The 21,846-nt window shown below is 67.2% G+C and carries 19 protein-coding genes; 6 read left to right on the forward strand and 13 right to left on the reverse strand.

Going from position 1 to position 21,846, the window contains the following annotated elements; translation table 11 throughout:
* Window positions 1-37: 37 nt before the first annotated feature.
* The 3 genes from I6B53_RS10065 (at window position 38) to I6B53_RS10075 (ending at window position 4,729) form a co-directional block, all read left to right on the forward strand.
* The gene (locus I6B53_RS10065; protein WP_216764086.1) at window positions 38-655 is read left to right on the forward strand and encodes a biotin transporter BioY; all 618 of its coding nucleotides are present in this window, start codon (window positions 38-40) and stop codon (window positions 653-655) included.
* A gap of 230 nt (window positions 656-885) precedes the next feature.
* Complete coding sequence (locus tag I6B53_RS10070; RefSeq protein WP_216764087.1) at window positions 886-3,501, forward strand: cell wall-binding repeat-containing protein; 2,616 nt, start codon at window positions 886-888, stop codon at window positions 3,499-3,501.
* Between the two features lie 475 nt (window positions 3,502-3,976).
* Window positions 3,977-4,729 carry a metalloregulator ArsR/SmtB family transcription factor gene (locus I6B53_RS10075; RefSeq protein WP_216764088.1) on the forward strand — a complete coding sequence of 251 codons (753 nt, stop codon included), beginning with the start codon at window positions 3,977-3,979 and terminating at the stop codon, window positions 4,727-4,729.
* Window positions 4,730-4,787: 58 nt separating this feature from the next.
* Here the strand turns inward: I6B53_RS10075 and tadA are convergent, their stop codons facing one another.
* On the reverse strand, window positions 4,788-5,546 hold the full coding sequence (gene tadA, locus I6B53_RS11155; RefSeq protein WP_253953868.1) for a tRNA adenosine(34) deaminase TadA: 759 nt from the start codon (window positions 5,544-5,546) through the stop codon (window positions 4,788-4,790).
* A 224-nt stretch (window positions 5,547-5,770) separates the two neighbouring features.
* On the opposite strand from tadA, the gene upp reads away from it, so the two are divergent.
* Entirely contained in the window at window positions 5,771-6,409 is a 639-nt protein-coding gene (gene upp, locus I6B53_RS10085) for a uracil phosphoribosyltransferase (RefSeq protein WP_216764089.1), read from the forward strand.
* A gap of 116 nt (window positions 6,410-6,525) precedes the next feature.
* Here the strand turns inward: upp and I6B53_RS11235 are convergent, their stop codons facing one another.
* The 12 genes from I6B53_RS11235 to I6B53_RS10145 all read right to left on the reverse strand — a co-directional run bounded on the left by I6B53_RS11235 (window position 6,526) and on the right by I6B53_RS10145 (window position 16,501).
* Entirely contained in the window at window positions 6,526-6,957 is a 432-nt protein-coding gene (locus I6B53_RS11235; protein ID WP_301554135.1) for an AIM24 family protein, read from the reverse strand.
* On the reverse strand, window positions 6,869-7,360 hold the full coding sequence (locus I6B53_RS10095; protein ID WP_216764091.1) for an AIM24 family protein: 492 nt from the start codon (window positions 7,358-7,360) through the stop codon (window positions 6,869-6,871). The genes I6B53_RS11235 and I6B53_RS10095 overlap by 89 nt, the downstream gene beginning before the upstream one ends.
* A 192-nt stretch (window positions 7,361-7,552) precedes the next feature.
* Window positions 7,553-8,014, reverse strand: a complete 462-nt coding sequence (locus I6B53_RS10100; protein ID WP_216764092.1) for a GNAT family acetyltransferase — start codon at window positions 8,012-8,014, stop codon at window positions 7,553-7,555.
* 48 nt (window positions 8,015-8,062) lie between these two features.
* Window positions 8,063-8,929 carry a MetQ/NlpA family ABC transporter substrate-binding protein gene (locus tag I6B53_RS10105; RefSeq protein ID WP_216764093.1) on the reverse strand — a complete coding sequence of 289 codons (867 nt, stop codon included), beginning with the start codon at window positions 8,927-8,929 and terminating at the stop codon, window positions 8,063-8,065.
* 259 nt (window positions 8,930-9,188) lie between these two features.
* Entirely contained in the window at window positions 9,189-9,851 is a 663-nt protein-coding gene (locus I6B53_RS10110; RefSeq protein ID WP_253954030.1) for a methionine ABC transporter permease, read from the reverse strand.
* 89 nt (window positions 9,852-9,940) lie between these two features.
* Window positions 9,941-10,933, reverse strand: coding sequence for a methionine ABC transporter ATP-binding protein (locus I6B53_RS10115; RefSeq protein WP_216764095.1), 993 nt, complete (start codon window positions 10,931-10,933; stop codon window positions 9,941-9,943).
* A 173-nt stretch (window positions 10,934-11,106) separates the two neighbouring features.
* On the reverse strand, window positions 11,107-11,520 hold the full coding sequence (locus I6B53_RS10120; protein WP_253954031.1) for a CrcB family protein: 414 nt from the start codon (window positions 11,518-11,520) through the stop codon (window positions 11,107-11,109).
* Entirely contained in the window at window positions 11,517-12,056 is a 540-nt protein-coding gene (locus tag I6B53_RS10125; protein ID WP_216764097.1) for a CrcB family protein, read from the reverse strand. The genes I6B53_RS10120 and I6B53_RS10125 overlap by 4 nt, the downstream gene beginning before the upstream one ends.
* 147 nt (window positions 12,057-12,203) lie before the next feature.
* A complete protein-coding gene (locus I6B53_RS10130; protein ID WP_216764098.1) occupies window positions 12,204-13,274 on the reverse strand; it encodes a LacI family DNA-binding transcriptional regulator in 1,071 nt (356 codons plus the stop codon).
* A gap of 32 nt (window positions 13,275-13,306) precedes the next feature.
* The gene (locus I6B53_RS10135) at window positions 13,307-14,158 is read right to left on the reverse strand and encodes a carbohydrate ABC transporter permease (RefSeq protein WP_216764099.1); all 852 of its coding nucleotides are present in this window, start codon (window positions 14,156-14,158) and stop codon (window positions 13,307-13,309) included.
* The gene (locus I6B53_RS10140; protein ID WP_216764100.1) at window positions 14,155-15,081 is read right to left on the reverse strand and encodes a carbohydrate ABC transporter permease; all 927 of its coding nucleotides are present in this window, start codon (window positions 15,079-15,081) and stop codon (window positions 14,155-14,157) included. The genes I6B53_RS10135 and I6B53_RS10140 overlap by 4 nt, the downstream gene beginning before the upstream one ends.
* A gap of 73 nt (window positions 15,082-15,154) precedes the next feature.
* Window positions 15,155-16,501, reverse strand: coding sequence for an ABC transporter substrate-binding protein (locus I6B53_RS10145; protein WP_216764101.1), 1,347 nt, complete (start codon window positions 16,499-16,501; stop codon window positions 15,155-15,157).
* Window positions 16,502-16,829: 328 nt separating this feature from the next.
* Here I6B53_RS10145 and I6B53_RS11240 point away from each other — a divergent pair, with 328 nt between their 5' ends.
* Together I6B53_RS11240 and I6B53_RS10155 are read left to right on the forward strand one after the other, a co-directional pair.
* Window positions 16,830-19,616 carry a family 16 glycosylhydrolase gene (locus I6B53_RS11240; protein WP_216764102.1) on the forward strand — a complete coding sequence of 929 codons (2,787 nt, stop codon included), beginning with the start codon at window positions 16,830-16,832 and terminating at the stop codon, window positions 19,614-19,616.
* A gap of 23 nt (window positions 19,617-19,639) precedes the next feature.
* On the forward strand, window positions 19,640-21,814 hold the full coding sequence (locus I6B53_RS10155) for an alpha-galactosidase (protein ID WP_216764103.1): 2,175 nt from the start codon (window positions 19,640-19,642) through the stop codon (window positions 21,812-21,814).
* Window positions 21,815-21,846: the final 32 nt, after the last annotated feature.

Genomic DNA, 21,846 nt, shown 5'->3' on the forward strand with positions numbered 1-21,846 from the left:
CCTGGCGGGCAAGACCCTCACACGAAAGGACGGACCCATGTCCGCAACCACCCGAACCCTCGCTCCGGTCCTGGCGGACAGGCTGGTCGGTTCCGCAACCATTGCCAAGGATGTCGCCCTGGTCCTCACCGGAGCCGCCGTGGTCGGCGCCCTTGCCCAGGTGAGTGTGCCGATGTGGCCCGTGTCGATCACCGGCCAGACCCTCGGCGTCCTGGTGGTGGGGGCGACCCTGGGTGCCAGGCGCGGCGCTTTGTCGATGCTGTCCTACATGGGCCTGGGCCTGGCGGGCGTGCCCTGGTTCGCGGACTTCACGGGCGGGCCGCACACGATCCTCAAACCCTCTTTCGGTTTCATCGTCGGTTTCGTGGCCGCCGCGTGGGTGATCGGTGCCCTGGCCGAGCGCCGCTGGGACCGCAGCACCTGGACATCACTGGCGGCCTTCGGCATCGCCACCGCCATCCCCTTCGCGGTGGGAGTGCCGTGGATGTGGGCCATTCTCCACTTCCTCATGGGCAGGACCATGGGGCTGGCCGCAACCTTGCAGGCCGGTCTGGTCCCCTTCATCCCCGGGGGTGTCATCAAGGGCCTGTTGGGCTTCGCGATCGTCACCGGAGCGTGGCGTCTGCTCGACGGGATGGGCCGCCGCAGCCTCTGACCCGCCCCTGTGGACAGGTGTACGACAACTGGGAACAGTTCTTGGCATCACACTGGTCAAGTCTTGGAACGAGAGGGAAATCCTCTCCTCGGCGCTTCGGCGAACCGTTTCAGCGCCCGCCGGCGGCCGCAGCGGGACTGTTCACACCCTGAACCGATCCGTACGCTCGAATGTGGCCTGACCTCCGCGATCCGGAGGCTGCCACGATCCCACATGCGGAAGGACAACCTGTGCACACACCCCGTCGACGCGGTCGCGCCCTCGTGACCTCATTGCTCTGTCTTGCCCTGCTGGGCGCTGCTGCGCCCGCAGCTCTGGCGGACACTCCTGAGGAGGCCCCCGGACACGGCGCCCCCGCAGCCGTCGCTCTTCCCGACACGCTCCAGGTCACCGGCGTCATCACCATCACCCGCGCCGACCCGGCCACCGACCCCTCGCAAGAAGGAGTCGTCGAGGTCTCGCTGACCACCCCTGAAGGCCTGGTCCTGCCCCTGGAGGTCGGCGAAGAGGTCATCGACGCCTCCGGCGTGCAGGCCGCCGTGACCGTGTCGGTCCCCGACGCGGTCAAGGACGAGGCCGCCGCCCCCACACAGGATACGACCGGCGATGCTGGGCCTTCCGCAGGGGATTCGTCCTCTGAAGGGGCCTCCGCCGACCCGCAGGTCGAGGCGCTGGCCCGCGCGGCCCTTGTCACTGAAACCGCCCTGCCCACCGTCGAGATCACGCCCACGCAGGAATCCTCGACCACCCGGGCCGCCGCTCAGGCCTCCACGCACACCTTCGACGTCATCTACCTGACCTCCCCCACCGGCGCCGCACCTGATCGCAGCGCCATCGATCGCCTGGTGGGCAACCTGGGGAGCTACTACAAGGCGGAGACCGCCGGCAAGATCGCTGCCGCCACGGTCGGCAACTACCGCTCCGAGCCGATGCCCGCATCCTCCGACCAGGTCAACTACTGCCTGAACCCTGCCCAGAGGTGGCAGTGGGCGGCGGGCCGCTTCGGGCAGACCATGGACCACTACCGCCGGACCCCCTCCACGCATCTGCTGGTCATCCAACAAAACGGCGCGTGCCCCAGCTTCACGGCAGAAGGCCTGGCCGACTGGAGTGCGGCGGCCACCTCCGACAGCGGCGGCGCCATCTGGCTGGCCGACCGTGGAGGCAACCACGGGGCGATCGAACACAACAGGGTCTTCCTGCACGAGTTCGGCCACAACATCTCCTTGGGCCACTCCGGCACGCTGGACTGCACCACCGCGACCGTCCCCTACCTGGACACCCGCGCCTTCACCGAAGGATCCGGGGACGTGTCCACTCCGACCAACCCCGACTGCCGGCAGGCCCCCTACGGCGACCGAGCCGACTCGATGGGCTTCCCGCTGAACCCCATTAGCGCCGACGGTCAGCCCCTGTCCACCCCGACCTCGCTGAACTCCATCCACCGCAAGCGCCTGGGGGCGATCCCCGCAGCGACGATCCGCCGCGTGACCCGCTCCGGCGGCGCCGTCCAGGACATCGATCTGGTGCCCAGCACGTCGACCTCGTCCACGGCGACCCGCCTTGTCGAGGTGGTCCACCCCGACACGGGGAAGGTGTACTCCGTGGAGTACCGTGCCGGACAGGATCGTGACGCGCGCGCCGTGTACGCCGTCCCCTCGATTGCCGCCGGGATCAGCGAGGCCCCGGGTGTGCGTGTCCTGCGCGAGGTCGAGCACTACCACGACGTGGTCACCCTTCGCCGCCCGGCGCTGGCCGGTGAAGTCCCGGGCAACTACCCGTGGCTGGCGACCAACTCGACTTTCACCGCACTGGACGGCGCCTTCACGGTGACCCCCACCGCCCAGTCACTCACCGGCGCGCGCGTGCGCATCGCATTCGCCGCCAACCCGGCCGAGGCTCCTGCTGCGGCCGAGCCCCCGGCCCCTGCCGACCCGCTGAACCCCGCCGCCGACATCAAACGCCTGTGGGGCACCGACCGCGTGGCCACCGCCATCGCCCTTGCCGGCGAGGCTCCCGCCTCTCCGGAAGTCATCTTGGCCACGGGCCGCGACTTCCCGGACGCCTTGGCCGCAGGTGGCCTGGCCAGCGCCATGCTCGCACCGCTGTACCTGACCACCTCCACCGGCGCTCTGGAGCCTGCAGTCCTGCAGGCGCTGCAGGCCCGTGAGGCGCGCCGAGTGACGATCGTCGGCGGCACCGGCGCCGTCCCCGCCTCCGTTGAGGCCTCCCTGACCAAGGCCGGCTTCAAGGTGCGACGCATTGCCGGTGGTGACCGCTTCCAGACGGCGGCGAACATCAGCCGGGAAGCCATGGTCTCCGGACCCGGCGTGGACCGCGTCTTCGTCGTCAACGGCATGTCCTACCCCGACGGCCTCGCCGCAGGCGCTGTCAGTGACGTGGCACGATCCGTCGTGGTCCTCACCAACGGCACGTCGATGCCCGCCGCCACCCGCACCTTCCTCACGAAGGACCGCGGGCAGCGCATCCTGGCGGTTGCAGGAGGCCTGGCGAACACGGCCACCCGTTCGGCAGGCTTTGCTCCTCAGGAGACCTACGTGGGTCAGACGCGATACGAGACCGCGAAGCTGGTGGCCTCGCGCTTCCTGGCGGACTCCTCCCGGGTGGTCGTCGCCAGCGGGACCAATTTCCCCGACGCCCTGTCCGGCGGCGCACTGGCTGCCGTGAACACCGGCGTCCTGGTTCTGACCCGACCCGAGACGCTGAGCCCTGAGGCACGTGCGGTCCTCACCCACAAGGATGCGCCACGCACCGTCCGCATCGCCGGAGGCACCTCCGCCGTGAGCAGCGCGGTCGAGACAGCCATCCGGCGTGCGTTGAACTGACGCTCGCCGCATGTCGTGCCGGGCCCTGCGATCCTTTCGCGGGGCCCGGCACGCATTCATCCCAGCTTCAACACATTCGCTTCTGTCATTGATTGTTTTCGAGCTTCCTCCACATTTCGATGCAATTCTCCTGCATTTCCGGTGGATTCAATGACGGGCCACCTCAGTGGCTCGGACACCCGTCACAGGAGAATGCGCGCGACGCGGCGACGCGTCCAGACGACACTGGTCGGCGGTCCCGACGCACTGTCCGCCCACATGTCCACTCAGGCCCGGACGAGCGCCAGGAAGTCGCATCCCTGAGCCCCCTTCGCCCACATGGGAGGCCGGGGCTCGCGCTGTGTGCGCCCGAGTTCCGTGCAGGACGAAGGCAGGTGTGCAGGAACTTCATGAAGCACTCAATCCACTTGTCTGGTAATCTTCCGTGCACCTCACATGTGCCACCCCGGCACTGCCGACACCGCGGAGCAGCCTCATGGATCACAGCGCCACGACCGACCTCGAGAACGACCTCGGCGGCATTCTGGCGCGCATGGCATCCCTGACCGGCGCCCAGCAGACTCTGCTCGCACGAATCGCCACCCACCCGGATCCGGTCACCGTCAACCAGTTGGCCGAAGAGGCTGGGCTGCACGTGTCCTCCGTGCGCGAGACCCTGGACATCCTTCACGCTCGCGGCCTGGTCCGGCGCGAGACCCTGCCCGCCCACGGACGAGGCCGCCCCGCCTTGGGTTACACGACCTTCGTGCCCGCGGACCCGAGTTTCGCGGCCCAACTGCTGGAGCAATTCGCCCAGGGACTGTTCGCCTGGCTGCACGCAAGCGGAGGGGACGCCATGGCGGCAGCCCGCGAACTGGGCCGCCACTGGGGGGAAGAGGCCCTGGCGCAGGCCAAGGTGCCGGACCATTCGACACTGGTGAACCCAAACGAGACCTTTGCTCTGGACAAGCACATGGGCAAGATCCGCCTGTTCCTCACGGCCCTCGGTTTTGCCGCCAAACCGGCGCCGGGCCGCAGCACCTCGATCGTGCTGTCGGCCTGCCCATTGACGTCGCACTCGCAGAGCCCGGACCCTCTGGCCCTGGAGATGCGCCGCGGTTTCGTCGAGCGCGTGCTGGCGCTGACCTCCAGCGGCACCACGGAGGTCATCTACGAAGCAGACGAGGAGGACCCGTTGGTCGCCGTGGTGACCTTGGTTCCCCGTGTGCCCGAAGCGGTCAGCGCCTGAGGGGACCGTCGCGCCGACACCTCCACTCGCCCGTGACGAGGGCGGGGTGCCGGAGCCCTCAGTGCTTGGGGCCTTGGCGTTTCCGACCGCGCACCATCACCCCGACCAGCCCTTCCACCGAGGGACGGCGACGCAGGTCAGAGTCGGCGGGAAGAGCCGAGGACATGGGGGCGGCCTCGGATGCGCTCCGGGTCGAAGGCGCAGGACGAGGAGCCGGCACGGGCGAGGGCGGAGGCGCCACCAGGGCGGGCTCGTCCACCACACCTCCGTGCCCCACCACCTGGGCCTCGGCCAAGGGGCGCAATCGTGGGGGCGGGTTCTGGGCGGCTAGCGACGCGGAACCGCCCTCGTCCCGTCCGTGCACCCCACGGCGCGACTCGAAGAAGGCCCGCAATTGCACCGACGCCTCCTGCTCGAGGACCCCGGCAATGACCTCCACCGTGTGGTTCATGCGCGAATCCCTCAGGACGTCGCGAATCGACCCGGCCGCGCCGGCCTTTTCGTCCCATGCGCCGAAGACCACCCGGTCCACGCGCGAGTGGATGATCGCCCCCGCGCACATGGTGCAGGGTTCCAAGGTGACCACCAGCGTGCAGCCCGCCAGGTTCCACCTGCCAAGGCGCCGTCCGGCGTCACGCAGGGCGACGATTTCGGCATGTCCGGCGGGGTCATGTCTTTCCTCGCGGCAATTCCAGCCGCGTCCGACGATGTTGCCCACCGAGTCCAGGACGACTGCGCCGACGGGCACGTCACCCGTCTCCCTCGCCCTGTTTGCATAGAAGAGGGCGCGACCCATCGCCTCTCGGTAATGTTCCATCGTCGCCACAGGTCAAGCCTAACGAATACCCACCAACGCTCGCGAGGATCATCACACTTGTGGGACATCCATACAGGGCGTCGAAAAGCGATTCCGCACAACCTGCCTCCTCGGGTGCGGCCGGGCTCGACGGAATTCCGGTCACGGGCCATTTCCCGCACGCCGCATCGCCCTCCTCCCCGGGGCATCGATCCCTCTGCCGCAGCGCGCGGTACCCTTGGGCCATGCACCTCCACGTCGCGGACCACCCGCTGATCGCCCACAAACTCACCATCCTGCGCGACCGCAACACCCCGTCGGCCACCTTCCGACAGCTGGTCGACGAATTGGTCACCCTGCTCGCCTACGAGGCCACACGTCATGTCGCGGTCACCGAAACCGCGATCAACACCCCCGTGGCCCCCACCGTCGGCAAGAAGCTGTCCGAGCCGCGCCCGATCGTCGTGCCGGTTCTGCGTGCGGGCCTGGGAATGCTCGAAGGGATGATGCGACTGCTGCCCTCGGCCGAGGTCGGCTTCCTCGGCATGAAGCGCGACGAGGACACCCTGCAGATCGAGACCTACGCCAACCGCCTGCCTGACGACCTTTCGGGCCGCCAGTGCTTCGTCCTGGACCCGATGCTGGCCACCGGCCACACCATGGTCGCCGCCGTCGACTACCTCTTCGAGCGCGGCGCCAAGGACGTGACCTGCGTGTGCCTGTTGGCCGCCCCCGAAGGAGTGGCGACCCTGGAGAAGTTCATCGGCGAGCGTGCAAACGTCAAGGTGGTCGTGGCCGCCGTCGACGAACGCCTCGACGAGAAGTCCTACATCGTGCCCGGCCTGGGTGACGCGGGCGACCGCCTCTACGGGATCGTCGACTGACCTGGGCCGCCCCGCTCCCGCAGGCCGCTTGCGCTCACGGCCCCGTCCTCGTCCATTCACGAGGGCGGGACCGCAGCCTTCGAGGCCGGACTCAGGTGGTGGTGGCGGGGTCGACCTCAGGCGGTGGTGACGACCGGCGGGGTCAGGTTCGTCACGGCCACAGGCGACAGGACCACTCGGCCGCTGCCACGGAAGACGTTGACCAGGCCTTCGCCGCTGGCCATCGAGCCGAGGAGTGAGCGGCCGGAACGCTCGACGGTGAATTGGAGGCCGGGTGACCACATGACGGCCAAGGGGCCGTCGATGCGCAGCTCGTCGTTGTCCAGGTCCACGTGGATGAGTTCGCCGTTCGGGGACCACGCTTTCCAGGGCCACGACGCCCCGGCCGAACAGGCCGAGGTTGAACAGGCCCTCGCCGCCACCGACGGCTGCCCCCAGGTTGGAGCGGGCGATGAGTTTCTACTCGATGCCGCCCTCGCTGGCCAGGAACATGCCGTCCTCGACCACGATGCCGCCGCCCCACTGGGACAGGTCGACCAACAGCACATGCTTGGTGGTGGGCTCCAGTACGACCACGCCGGTGCCGGCGTACTGCGGCTTGACGGCGGATTCGCCGATGACGGCTCCGCGGAACATCTTGCCGATCAGGTCACCTGCGCCCTTGACACCCGAGGTCAGGGCCACTTGGCCGGCCATCCACTGCATGGCGCCGGCCTGGACGGTGGCAGTGCCGCCACCCAATTCGATGAGCACTTGGCGGCGGCGCACATTCATCTGTGCTTCGAAGTAGGCCTGCTGGGCAGATTGGGCGTTGACGGACAGGTCCTTTGCGTACTCCAGGACGGAGAACATTCCGCGACTGGCGATCACGGTGATGTCGTCGTTGTCCTTGAAGTTGTGGATCTGGAAGGTCAGGGGCAGCTCCTTTGGTGGTCTTCGAGTCGCGGTCACGGTGAGCGCGTTTTGGAGCCTAGCATCGAGGTTTGTGGCGCTCCTGTCGGATCTCGCGGATCGCCACGTGCCTGGCGATCCGCCCCGAGGCGGCGCCGACGGACGAATCTCGCAGGAGGGTGTGCGGCGGCCCGGGCACCGACCGGTGGCGCCGGTCAGATCCAGCGGCGCCGTCACATCCGGCCCCACCCGTCAGATCCAGCGCTGCATGACCACCACCGTCGAGGTCTCGTACCCCAAGGACTCGTAGAAGCCCTGGGCAGCCGCGTTGGTGGCTCGCACCATCAGCATCGCCTTGGGCACTCCGCACTGCGCCAACCACTTCTCGGCGGCGGCGACCAACTGCCGACCGATACCGCGTCCCTGAAGGGCCGGGTCGACTGCGACGTAGTACATCCAGCCGCGATGACCTTCGTGGCCGACCATGACAGTGGCCACCAGCTTGTCGCCGCCCTCGTCACGAATTCCCAGCACCTGCGAAGACGGCCCGTCGCAGGCCCGAAGGAAGTCCGCCTCCGGGTCGTTCCAGGGCACGGTCAGACCGCACGCCTCCCAAAGTGCCGCCGCCGCAAGCGCATCCTGAGGCGCCAACGGGTGGATCTGCCACTCGGGCCCCTGCTGGCCGTCCACATGCGAGCTCTTCGTCGATGTCACGTCTTCCTCCTGGTGACTGAGCGGCGCTTCGACGTCCTTCACCAGGCCTCAGAAGGCCGGGATCACCGAACCGTCGGTCCACTTCTCCTCGATGAACTTCTTGACCTCGTCGGAGTGCAGCAGCTTCTCCAACTTGGCGATGGCCTCGGCCTTCTCGCTGCCCTTCTTCCACACCAGGACGTTGACAGCCGGGTTGTTCTCGGGGGATTCGACGGCGATCGCGTCCTTGGCCTGCGACAGGTCACCCTCCTGGGCGAAGTTTCCGTTGATCACGGCCACGTCCACGTCAGCCAGCGAGCGAACCAGCTGCGGGCCCTCGACCTCGATGAAGTCGAACTTCTTGATCTTCTCCACCGTGTTCACATTGACGGCACCGGAGGCCGGCAGCTTCACGAACCCCTTGTCGGCCAGCAACTTCAGTGCACGCGCCTGGTTCGCCGTGTCGGAAATGATCCCGACCTTGCCCCCTTCGGGGAACTCCTCGACCTTCTTGAGCTTGGAGGAGTAGATCGCCAAGGGCTCCAGGTGGATGCCCTTGCCCGCCTCGAACTGGTAGCCGAACTCGGCGGACTGCTCCTCCAGGTAGGGCACGGTCTGGAAGAAGTTGGCGTCCAGCTCACCCTCGTTCAAAGCGGTGTTGGGCTGGACGTAGTCGGTGTACTCGACCACGGTGATGTCGATGTTCTCCTTGGCATCGAGGTTCTCGTCGATGTAGTTGAGGATCAGCGCGTGCGGCGTCGGGGAGGCGCCGACGATCAACGTGACCGCGCCATCGGCCGCACCCGAGGCGGCCGAGTCGGCGCCCGAGCCGGCCGCGTCGGCTCCGGAGGCGGCATTGTCAGTGGCGGCGGAGCATCCGGCAAGGACCAGGATCGCGCTGGCGGCGAGGGCGGAGATGGGGCGCAGGGCTCTCATCGTGGGTCTCACTTTCTGTCGTGGTGCCCGCGGTTGGTTCGCGTCCCACCCCGGGCGTTGACTCGATTCTTTCGTTCCTTGCGCAATCCCACACAGGCGGTCCGCTTTCCGGTCACCTGTGACATCGAGTGCGCCGCCCTCGTCGAATGCTGGCAGGCCTGCGTGAATGCGCCGACCCCGCCCTCGTTGGAACACCCCGGGAGGCACTCCAGGATGGGAGCGGGGTCACACCCCAAGCGTCCGCAGAACATTCGCCCACTCAGCGGTGGTCGAAGCGCTTGGCGATCAGGTCGCCGGCCATCTGGATGACCTGCACGATGACCAGGATCGCCACCACCGTGCACACCATGACGTCGAACTGGAAACGGTTGTACCCATAGTTGATCGCCATCTGCCCCAGGCCGCCGCCGCCGACCACTCCGGCCAGTGCGGAATAGCCCACCAGTGTGATCGTCAGGACGGTGATCGACTGGACCAGAGCCGGCATGGCCTCCTTGACCTGGACACCCCACTGGATCTGGCGACGCGAGGCGCCCATCATCTGGGCGGCCTCGATCTTCCCGTGCTCGACCCCCTTGACGGCCGTCTCGACCAGGCGGGCGAAGAAGGGCACCGCGCCCACGACCAGCGGCACGACAGTGGCCTGCCATCCCAGCGTGGTTCCCACGATGAGTTTGGTCAGGGGCAGCAAAGCAATGATGAGGATGATGAAGGGATAGGAACGCAGAATGTTCACCACCAGGCCCAGGCTCTGGTGCAAGACCTTGTTCGGGCGCAGGCCGTCCTTGCCGGATTGGACCAGGACCAGGCCCAGGGGCAGTCCCAGGATCACGGTGAACAGGGTCGAGAACCCCGTCATCAGCAGCGTTTCGCCGATCGCCGGCAGGAATTGTCGAGTCAGGGCCGGGTTGTCCAACCACATCGGGTCGTCCTTGCCGGCACCCAGGAGGGCCGCGGCGGCCCGAGCCTGCGACAGGGTGTCGAAGAGCAGCGAATTCGTGTCCACGATGGTCATGCGCGACGCTCCTCCGCGTGGCAGTTGTTGGCCTGGAGCTGGGCGATGATCGCTTCCTTGTGGATGGTCGGCACGGACAGGGCCATGCGTCCCACCTGCGCGGTGCCCATCGACTCGAAGGTGCCGCCGGTGACGTCAGCGCCCATGGAGGCCGCCAAGTGCAAGACATTGGCACCCGTGGGCACACCCGGCCTCGAAGTGAACATGACGTCCAGCACGGTCATGGCCTGCGGCACGGACGCGTCCGCAATGTTCGGCAAAGGCACGAGTTCGCGCGCCAATGGGCTGGACGGTTCGGTGATGACATCCTCGACGCGCCCGGACTGGAGGATCCGTCCCTGCCCGAGCAGCGTCACCGAGTCGCACAGGTCGCGCACGACCGACATCTCGTGGGTGATGACCAAGACGGTGACGCCTTCGCTGTGGCGGATCCGGCGAATGAGGTCCAGGATCTGGCGGGTGGATTCGGAGTCGAGGGCCGAGGTCGGCTCGTCGCACAGCAGCACCGCCGGAGAGTCCGCAAGGGCCCGCGCGATGCCGATCCTCTGGCGCTGTCCGCCGGAGAGCTGCGAGGGGTAGGAGTCGCCGCGCCCGGACAGGCCCACCATGTCCAGAAGCTCTTGGGCGCGGGCTTCACGTTCGGCGCGCGCGACACCGGCGAGTTTGAGCGGGTATGCGATGTTGTGCAGGGCGGTGCGCCCGTCGAGCAGGTTCGCGGCTTGGAAGACCATGCCGATTCGGCGTCGGGCCTGGAGCAGTTCCTTGCCGCGCAGGGTGGAAAGGTCTGTGCCGTCGACGGTGATGACACCTTCGGTGGGCCGTTCCAGCGCGGTGAGACAGCGGATGAGGGTCGACTTGCCGGCGCCGGACTGGCCGACGATTCCGTGGATGGTGCCGCGCTCGACGTCCAGGGAGACACTGTCGAGGGCGACGACCTGGTTTCCTCCCTTGACGGGGTAGACCTTGCGCACCCCTTTCAGGTGGATCATCTGCGCCTCCATCGGTGTGGTGCGGAATCGTCTGTCCGGCGCCCTGGGATGGGCTGTGACGGCGGATCGCCCTTCGGTGCCCGTGGCGCGCCTTCACAGCCTAGGTGCGCCTGTGGCGTGGGCAAAACCTGGGTGGCGGGTGTGGACACCTGTGACATGGGAGGCCGTCGGCTTCACAGGGAGCCGATGGCCATTCCCACCCCGCAGGCCAGGACCGACACCAGCCACACTCCGATCAGAGCGGTTGCCGCTTTGGTCCAGGCGCCTCGCCGCAGCAGGGCCATGCAGTCGAGCACCGCACTGGAGAAGGTGGTGAATCCTCCGGCAAGGATCGTGGTCACCGTGCGGGCCAGGGCGCCGGGAATGCGGGTGGAGGTGACGCCGACGAGTGTCCCGATGAGCAGACAGCCGAGCACATTCACTGCGGCGATGCCCATCCACGGTGTGGGCGCGATGGCGGGGTTGGGCCGGTGTGCTTCGGCGCAGCGGCGCTGGAGCCAGCGGTTGACGGCGGAGTCCATGGTCCATCGGGCGAGGGCGCCCAAGCCGCCGAGGATGCTGGCGCAGATCATGACCGCGGGTGTCATCGACACTGCCTCCGCTCCTCTCCTGCGGGCCGAAGACGCCGACCCCCGCCCTCGGCAAGAATCCCACCGAACCACCATCCGCAAGCGACCGCCACCACCCCGAGGACCAGCAGCGCAAGCCCGCACAGCAGCGCCAACGCACCTGCCCCTGCTCCCGACCGGGAGGAGGCGAGCGCCGCGGAGGCCAGCGCCGAGTAGCTGGTGAAACCGCCGGCCATTCCCGTTCCCAGGAACGGTCGCAGGAACGCCGACTGCTGCGCCTGCATGCGTCTGCCGGATGCAGACGGCGCAGTCGCGGCGCTGCGTGAGGCGATCCAGCCTCCAAGCATTCCGAGGCCCAGCGCGCCCAGCACATTGACCAGCAGCAGGGAGGCGGGCACATGTGCTCCGGCGACGCTCACTTCGGTGCCCATCATGGCACCCACGAGCAGTCGCAGGCCGGTCCCTGCCGCGCCGCCCAGGGCGACCGCTCCGGCGTCGAGCAGTCGCGAGCGGATCGCCGCCGCCCGCCCGGGCGCGCCCTCGTCCTCGTCCACACCGGAAGCATACGAGTGTGCGGAGCAGGTGATCCGCCGCTTGGTCTGCGAGCACGACCCGGCTTGGCCGCGTCGAAATGGAAACGCCAGTCGGCAAGGCCGTGCGCGTCCATGAGGGAGCGGGCCGGGATGCGCGTCCCTCTCGTCTCATTCGCCGCCCTTTGCGAGCGCGCAATTCGATGAGGAGGCACTGAGGCCGCACGGGCCTGCGGAGTCGCGGACGATGATCTGCCCGGGTACGCGGATCGTCTGAGGAGGGAGGTCCGTGCCCGCGGTCTTGGCGTCGCGTCGTTTGAGCAGAAGATCGACGGCGGCCTGTCCCGCCCGCGCGAAATCCTGACGGTAGGTCGTCAGCCCCGGGTTCCAGATGTCGGAGAGAGGGTGATCGTCGAAGCCGACGACGCTGATCTCGTCGGGAACACGCCGCCCCGCCTCTTGCAGGCCCCGGATGAATCCCATCGCGAGCTCGTCGTTGCCGGCGAACACTGCGGTGACATCGCGTGCGGCGGCCAGTTCGCGTCCGAGGGCCCTGGCGGCGCGCGCCTCCCATCCGCATTGCATCGCATGAGGCACGACGATCCCGTGGGCGCACAGGGACTCCTCCCACCCATCCGATCGGCTCGTGCCGTCGGTACGGGTGGGCACTTGGATGTGGTGAACGGTGGCATGCCCGAGCGCGAGGAGATGATCTGTGAGGGCCTGACCGCCCTCCTTCTCGCACAGGGACACCTGGTCGCGCCCGTCGCCCTGGCGTCCGCCGATGACGACGACCGGCAGGGAGGAGGGCAGGGATTCGAGGGCTTTCTCGGCGATCGCGTCGTAACGCAGGACGATGACACCGCTCGGGTTGAGGTCGAGGACGGTTCTCATCGTTTCGGACAGGGAGGACGATCCCGAGTCGTCGAGCTTGGAGATCATCACCGAGTGTCGACGGATCCGCGCCTCGTCCTCGATGCCTTGGATGGTGATGGCCGAGCCGAGGAGTGCGGTGTTGGTCGAAAGGACCGCGATGAGGTTCATCGTCGATCCTTTGAGGCCCCGTGCGATCGAACTGGGACGGTATCCGAGCAGGTCGATGGCCCGGGCGATCCGCTGTGCGCTGTCCTCGCTGAGGTGGGCGGAGTTGTTGAGGTATCGCGACACCGTGGACACGGAGACACCGGCACATGCGGCGACATCCGAGATCACGGGGGGCCGTCGCTCTCTCTTCGATGACATGGGCGATCCTTGGGGCGAGGACGGGGCCGACCTCATTTCACCGCTCCGCCGGTGATGCCGGAGATGATCTTCTTCTGCCCGACGATGAAGAGCACGAGCAGCGGGAGTGTCATGAGGATGATGTAGGAGAAGATCAGGTGCCAGTTGTTGAGGTACAGGCTCTCGCTGGCAACATTGTACAAGTTGAGCGGCAGGGTGCTCACCTTCCCCGACAGGATGAAGAGCGCGTAGAAGACGTCGTTCCAGATGTACAGGACGATGAGGATCGTCGCCGAGGCGAGCGTGGGCCGCAGCAGGGGCAGGATGATCGTGAAGAAGACCCTCGTGGGTCCGGCCCCGTCGAGTCGGGCGGATTCCTCCAAGGAGATGGGGATGGTTCTGATGAACCCGGTGATGAAGAAGATGACGATCGACAGGTAGATGCCGACGTACACGCAGATCATGCCGATCGCCGTGCCGGCCAGTCCTGTCTGACGCAGGAGCATCATGATCGTGACGATCGAGGGCGGCAGGATGACTCCCGAGATGAAGACCGCGTAGACGACGGCCATGGCGCGGGAGGTGCGGCGCGCGAGGACCCAGGACGCCATCGACCCGAAGAGGAGGGCGAGGAACACCGAGGGGGCGGTGACGATGAGGGAGCCGATGAAGGCGGGGCCCATCCTCCCTTGGGTGATGACGGTGTGGAAGTTGTCGAACAGGTGCCATGTCGTGGGGAGGGACATGCCGGGGATGACGGCTTCGGCCTGGCTCTTGCCCGCGGTGACGATCGCGACCCAGAGCGGCACACCGAGGAGCGCGATGATGACGACGAGGACGCCGAGGGCGTGGAGGGTGCCGCTGAGGCTGATGCGCGGACGCATGGAGAGGGTGCGAGCGTTCACAGGATCTTGTTCTCCCTTCGGCGCAGCGCCGTGATGAGCGGGATCGCCATGAGGGTGACGAGGACGAAGAGGACGAGGCTCATGGTGGTGGACTGGGAGTACAGGCCCTTGCCGAAGGTCCGCCAGATGAAGAGGTTGAGGATCTCGGTCGATCCTCCGGGTCCGCCATCGGTCAATGACTGGACGATGTCGAAGGAGTTCATCGAACCGAGGAGCGCGGTGGCGATGTTGAAGGTGAGCGCGGGGGCCAGGAGCGGGAACTTGATCCGCCAGAAGACCGTCGTCCTGGAGGCGCCGTCGACCTGCGCCGCTTCGAGGATCTCGTCGTCGATGGTCTTCAGGCCTGCGAGGTAGGTGAGCATGGAGAAGCCCATCCATTTCCAGGCGTGGACGGCGGCGAGGATGACGATCGTCCAGGTCGTGGATCCGAGCCATTGGATCTGAACATCGTGCCCTACGGTCCAGCCGAGGATCTGGTTGAGCGCGCCATCGGTTTTGAGGATCGCCTGCCAGATGTATCCGGCGGCCAGGGCGGACATGATGACGGGGATGAAGAAGAGGGTGCGCCCGAACCGGTTGAGGGTCGTGTCCTTCTCGAAGAGGAGTGCGAGGGCGAGGCCGAAGACGTTCTGGAAAACGGCGACGAGGAGCGCGTAGACGAGGGTGATGCGGATGTCCGCGAGGAGGGTGCCCGACGAGAACAGGGAGCGCAGGTTGTCGAGGCCGTTGAACTCGATCGTCTTCTTGAAGGCCGACCAGTCGGTGAAGGCGTAGGCGAAGTTCATCACCGTCGGCAGGACGAAGAAGACGAGGAGCATGACTCCTGCGGGGATGAGGAATCGGAGCGGGTGGTCCGCTGTCCGGTTCTGGGCTGAGCGGGGTCGGCCCGCGTCGCGTCGAAGTTCTCGTGCGGCTGTGTTCATGGTGTGCTTTCATGCGCGTCGTCGGCGCGGACACGGCGTTCCGCGCCGACGACCTCGGACAGGAGGTGTCGGTTCAGAAGCCCTTGGCTCCCTGGGCCTTCGCGATTTCGGCGAACTGGTCCTGGGTGGCCTTCGCGGCCTCTTCAGGGGTGACGGTTCCGTTGACCATGTTCGCGAGGTTGAGGTAGAGGTCGGGGTTGGCGATCGCCTGGGACTGCATGGAGCCGACCGAGTCCTTGAGGGAGGCGGCGGAGTCGAGGAGCGCCTGGGGGACCGTGTCGGGGCTCTTGACGGTCTTCATGACCGACACGATGTTCTGGTCCTTGACGAAGGTTTCGTACCCGTCGGTCATCCAGAAGTTGAGGAACTGGCGGGCGGCGGCTTCACGACCCGCGTCGCCGGACTTGAAGGCGACGACGCCACCGGTCTGCTGGGGGATCGACGTCCCGATGTTGCCCTTCTTGGAGATCGGGAAGAAACCGATCGTCTCGTCGAGGGCGGCCTTGTCGTTCTTGGCGAGGGCCGCGATGGCGTTGAAGGTGCCGTTGGTCTGGATGATCATGCCGGTCTTGCCCTCCCACAGGGCGACGGACTGGTCGGTGTCCTTCGCGGAGCCTGCGTCGGTGTTGTACAGACCCTTGTCGAACATGCCCTTGTATTCCTTGATCGCTCCGAGGACATCGGGTCCGCTGAAGGAGTCCTCGTTCTTGTTGATGCGATCCCACAGGCCGTCCTTGGCGGCCTCGGCGAGTTGGATGTTGACGGCCCACTGGGTGCCCCACTGGGAGCCGGCCATCTCGAACAGCGGGGAGGCAACACCGGGGATGTTGGCGCCTTTGATCTTCTCGGCGGCGGCGATGAACTCGTCCCAGTTCTTCGGGGTTTCGGTGATGCCCGCTGCGGCGAAGACCTTCTTGTTGTAGTAGACGCCCTCGACATCAGGAGAGGAGATGAGGGCGGCGTAGCGCTTCCCGTCGTAGGTGCCTCCGGCGTCGGCGATGCCATCGGCGTAGTCGGTGACCCAGGGGGCTCCTTCGAGGTCCTGGAGGAGGTCCTGCGCGACGAATCCGGCGAGGGTGGAGGGGACGGGCTGCCAGAAGAGCAGGTCGGGACGGTCGCCGGTGGCGATCTTCGTCTGAACGTTGGACTCGTAGTTGTCGGGGATGGTGATGACCTCGACCTTCGCCCCAGTCGCCTTCTCGAAGGCGTCAACGACCTTGAGGGGGATCTTGTTGGAGGTCTGGGCTGCCCACAGAGTGAGGGTCGCACCCTCGAGCCTGGTGGTGGTCGCGCCCCATCGCTCGACGCCCGCGTCGGAGGCGGGAGCCGACCCTGCAGTCGGGTTGGTGCACGCTCCGAGAAGCGTCGTGCCGGACAGCGCGAGGACGGCGAGTGCTGGGAGAAGTCGTTGGTGTGTCATGCGGGCCTTCTTCCTTGAAGGATGCGCGGTCGTGCTCGACGGAGGTGACCGCTGAGTCAGGAACAGCGAGGACGGGGTGGGACACCCAAGCATCCCACAGCGTCGCACCTTAACAGTGGTATCGATTTCATGCAAGGGTTCTCGCACGACCGTCTGAGTTTTCAATGCACTTCAGCACCACTGTGGTGCATCCACAGTACCGCTGGTATCGTTACCAAGGCGTGTTGAGCGTCGGCGTGGAACGCGCCAGTCCCGCGCCGGACGTGCTCGCGCTTCAGACGATGACGTCCGACCGATCACAGAGACGGGATCGAACATGCCTCCATCCATGCGACCAGCGCTCGCCGGAGCGGCGGCCCTCTGCCTCCTGCTCACGACCCTTCCCATGCAGGCGAACGCGCAGAGTCCGCGGCTCATCAACGTCGCACTCGGGAAAACCCCCACCACGAATGCGACCCTCCTTCACGGCGACGGCGACTCGACACAGCCCCAGGTCGCCATCCTCAACCCCGCCGCCGCCACCGACGGCGACACGCGATACGTCCCCGACGACGCCAATGTCACCAAAGTCCTCGCGGGCAAGGAATCAGGACGCCCCGATGACGACAACGGCTACGGCACCTGGAAGGACGTCTACCTCCAATACGACCTCGGACGGGCGCGCGACATCGCCCGCATACGCCTCTTCCGCAACGGTTACCCCGCAGCGGGCTCCACCTTCAAGAACGTCAAAGTCGAAGTCTCCGACACCGAGGACTTCGCGTCGTCGACCGTCCTCAGCGACACCGCCGACCACCGCGAGACCCGGGAGACCCAGTACCGGCCCCAAGTCGTCGAACCGCAGGGCGGGCCCGTGAAGGCCCGCTACGTGCGCATCTGGCAGAAGGGTCACTTCATCGAGAACTTCAACGGCGCGTGGTCCGGCTACTCCAACGGAGTCGGATTCCGGGAGATCGAGGTCCTTGCAACGGCTGAATCGGGCGAAGAGACCCCGCAGGACGAACAACCCCGCAACCTCGCCCTCGGCAGAACCCCCTACGTCTACGGCCTCGAACCGACGAATATCGCGGCGATATCCGACGGGCGCCTCGACGGCGACCCCGCCGTGCACAACAGTCTCGGGGAGCGCTGGCTCCAATTCGAATACCGGAACTCCTATTCCCTGACGAAAGTCGTCCTCGCGCTCGAACCGGGAACCTACCGGAGCATCACCGTCGACGCGCGTCCGCAGGCATCCTCGACAACGGGGCGCGTCATCTACTCCGCGCGCGACATCGCAGTCGGCGAGCCCCCCATCGAGATCCCTCTGACAGATGAGGGGGTCCAGGCGAGCGCGATCCGCTTCACCGTCGAACGCGATTCGTCCTCACCCACGCGCTACCGCGAGATCGAGATCTGGGGAACGGGCGCCTCCTACGACGAGAGTGCCCCTGAATACACGCCTCCGGCCAGCGAGTACAACACCCTCGTGTGGAGCGACGAATTCGACACCGACGCCGTCGACGAGAGCAAGTGGAACATCATCCAGGGGATGGCGAACCACGGCGCCATCTACAACCGCGGCGCCGTCGGGATCGTCAAACGCGCGGGCGAGTCCTACCTGTCCATCGCCTCGCGCAACCACGGCACGACGAAGTCCCTCGTCGACGCCGTCGGCTGGGACCGGTACGGGGACCAGCAACTCGGCGACAACGTCACCTGGTCCTCCGGTCGCGTCGAATCCAAGAACAAGTTCTCCTTCGAGAACGGACGCATGGCGGTGCGCGCCAAGCCGAACGACAGCCGGGGCATCTGGCCGGCGATCTGGATGCTCGCCCAGGACGAGACCGGCCACGACGAGATCGACGTCCTCGAATACCTCGGCCAGAACCCCTGGGGGGCCTGGACGACGAACCACTACGGGATCCTCGGACTGAACAAGGCCTCCCACGGGCAGGAGAACTTCTCCCCGATCGCCTGGAGCCAGGAGTTCCACGTCTTCGAAGTCGAATGGTCGCCCGAACGGATCACGTGGTACATCGACGGCAAGCGCGTCTTGTCCTCCGAGAAGGGCAAACACCTCGACGGCATGCACTCCAGGCCCATGTTCCCGATCCTCGAGACGCAGGTCAACGGCGGATGGGTCGGCAATGTCGACCCCGCCGAACAGGAGACGAAGCAATCCAGCGAGTTCCTCGTCGACTGGGTCCGCGTCTACCAGAAGGAGGACCAGCCCAAGGTCCGATTCGACGACCTCGAGGAGGACGGCGGAACGACCGGATACGCGATGCGCCCGGTATCGCGCACCGACGGTCTGAGGACCCTGAGTACGGGGAGCCTCCAGTACGAGGACAAGAATCACTTCTTCTACGGCGGACAGCCCCGATACGAGACCAGCAGGCTCGCAGTCGCCGACGACGCGACGGGCGAGCAGGCTCTCGTCTACGAGGTCCCCGCCGTCAAGGACGTCCATCTCACGACGTACTACCAGACCCTCAGGGACGGCAACGACACCGTTCCCGGACCGTGGGGCGAAGTTCTCCCGCACGGGCACTCCATTCGAGAGGTCGCCGACGGGGCCCTCGACTTCACCCTCATGCGCTCGACCGATGGGACGAACTGGCGGCCCGTCGCGATGACGACGGTCGAGAACTTCGTCGAACCTCATCCTGCCTACGCCCGCGCGACCTTCGACGCCCGCGGCCTTCCCGAGGACACGCGCTTCATCAAGATCGTCTTCCCGAAGTTCCCCAAGCGCGATCAACAGGGCGAGCAGGAGCAGAACGATGTCGCCAACCCTCTCGTCGAGTCGGTGAGTCCCGTCGACGTTCAGCTCGCGAAGGTGACAGTGCTCCAGCGAGCGGTCGCCGAGCCCGCGCCTCCGACTCCGCCCGCCCCGCCGACGCCGACTCCGCCGGACACGGAGCAGCCGACTCCGCCGACGCCGACCCCGCCCTCGCCGGTTCCGCCGACACCGACTCCATCGGAGAGGGGACGGCCGGTGCCGCCCGCTCAGCCGACTTCCGGGAAGGGGTTGAACCTGGCGAAGACGGGCGGGCCCATCGCCCTGACCGTCGGCGCCGCCATCGCCCTGACCGTCGCCGGAACAGTTCTGCGCCGCAGAACCTCACGATGACGACCCGCTGAGAAGAGAAGACCATGTCCCGAACCCACGTCCGCCTCGTGAGCCCGACCCCCGCGCCCCGCCCGCTCCGCGGCGCCGAGCCCACCGAACTCGTCCTCTCCTTCGACGACGACTCCCTCCCGAGGATCGTCTACTGGGGAGAAGCCGTCATGGACGCGGATGAGCGGTCGGACGAGGCCGCCGGCATCGACCTCGTCGCCGTCGAACGCGCCCAGGTCATGGCGGCCGGCGTCGAGGAGGCGGAGGCCCCGAGCCTCCTGCCGACCCAGGCGGAGGGATGGACCGGGACGCCGATGCTCTCCGTTCACCGCGAGGGCGTGGAGATCCATCCACTCTTCACCGTCTCCTCCGTGCGGTCCTCGGCCTCGACGTGCACTGTCGAGGCCGAGGACCGCCGAGCCGGGCTCGCGCTCCGATTCGACATCGAGATCGACGAGTTCGGCCTCGTCCACCACCGCGCCGCCCTGACCAACACCGGCGGCGACGACCTCGCCGTCCACCGCCTCTGGCTCACCCTGCCCCTTCCCGCAGACACCGCCGAACTCGCCACCCACACGGGTCACCACATGCGAGAGCGCTCCGCCCAACGGCACCCCCTCGTCGACGGGCTCTTCGCGAAGGAGACCTGGGTCGGCAGACCCGACTTCGATGCGACGACCCTCATCCTCGCCGGCGAATCCGGATTCGGCTTCGAGAAGGGCGCCGTGCGCGCGGCCCACCTCGCCTGGAGCGGAAACTCCACCCACTTCGCCGTGCGCACCCCCTACACCCACGGCCTCATCGGTGCCGGAGAACTCCTCGCCGCCGGCGAAGCGGTCCTCGGCCCCGGATGCGCCTACACGACCCCCGACCTCATCGCCTCCTGGGCCGAGGGCGTCGACGCCCTCGCCTCGCGCTACCACGACCTCGTGAGATCCCAGCACCCCGGATTCGCCGCCGAAGCCCGGCCCGTCACCCTCAACACCTGGGAGGCCTTCTACTTCGACCACGACATCGACAAGATGACGCGCCTGGCCCGCATCGGCGCCGAAATCGGAGTCGAGCGCTTCGTCGTCGACGACGGTTGGTTCGCCGGCAGGCGCGATGACACGCGCGCCTTGGGCGACTGGGAGGCCGACGCGGACCTGTGGCCCCACGGACTGCGGCCCCTCTCCGACCTCGTCCACTCCCTCGGAATGGAGTTCGGAGTCTGGGTAGAACCCGAAATGATCAGCCCCGACTCCCGCCTCGCCAGGAGCCACCCCGACTGGATCCTGCGCCCCGCAGCCGACAGGCTCCCCCTCGCCGGACGCCACCAACAGGTTCTCGACCTGGCGAATCCGCACGTCGAAGAGCACATCCTCGACACCCTGTCCGCCCTCGTCGAACGCGAGGGCATCGACTACCTGAAATGGGATCACAACCGCTTCGTCATCGAGGCCCTCTCCCCGGCGACCCGGCGGCCGGCCGTCCACGACCAGACCCTCGCCCTCTACCGGATCATCGACGCCCTGAAAGAGGGCCATCCCGGCCTCGAGATCGAATCCTGCGCCTCCGGAGGCGGAAGGATCGACCTCGCGATCCTGTCGCGCACCGACCGCGTCTGGGCCTCCGACTGCACCGACCCCCTCGAACGAGTGGACATCCAACGGGGGACGTCTCTGCTGGTGCCGCCCGAAATGATCGGAGCCCACATCGCCCAGTCCCCGTCGCACATGACGGGCCGGGCCACGAGCCTGTCGACGAGGGCGGCGGTCGCGCTCACCGGACACCTCGGCATCGAATGGAACCTTCTCGACGCCGACGAGGCCGACTTCGATCGACTGCGACGATGGGTCGACCTGCACAAGACGATCCGCGGACTCGACTGGTGCGCCGTCCACGCGGACACCGCGGACCCGGCGATCCGGGTGGACGGGCTCGTCTCCGCTCAGGGACGCTCCATTTGGCGCTTCACTGCACTCGCGACATCGCAGCACTACCCCTACGGGCTCATCCGCCTGCCCGGCCTGCGCAACGCCCTCCACCGCATCCGCCCGTTCGGCGGGCCCGAACTCTACGAGACGATGGCGCCCGCCGCGCTGTCCGCGCTCGAATGGTGGAATGACGAGGGCGCCCTCGTCCCCGGAGCGGTCCTGAGCCGATGGGGGATCCGCCCGCCGCACCTCCTGCCCGGTTCGGCCGTCCTCATCGAGGTCGAGGAGGTCTGAGGGGCCCAGCGGGCCGAGCGCCCATCGGCGCC

This window comes from Schaalia sp. 19OD2882 (genome assembly GCF_018986735.1).
Lineage (GTDB): Bacteria > Actinomycetota > Actinomycetes > Actinomycetales > Actinomycetaceae > Pauljensenia.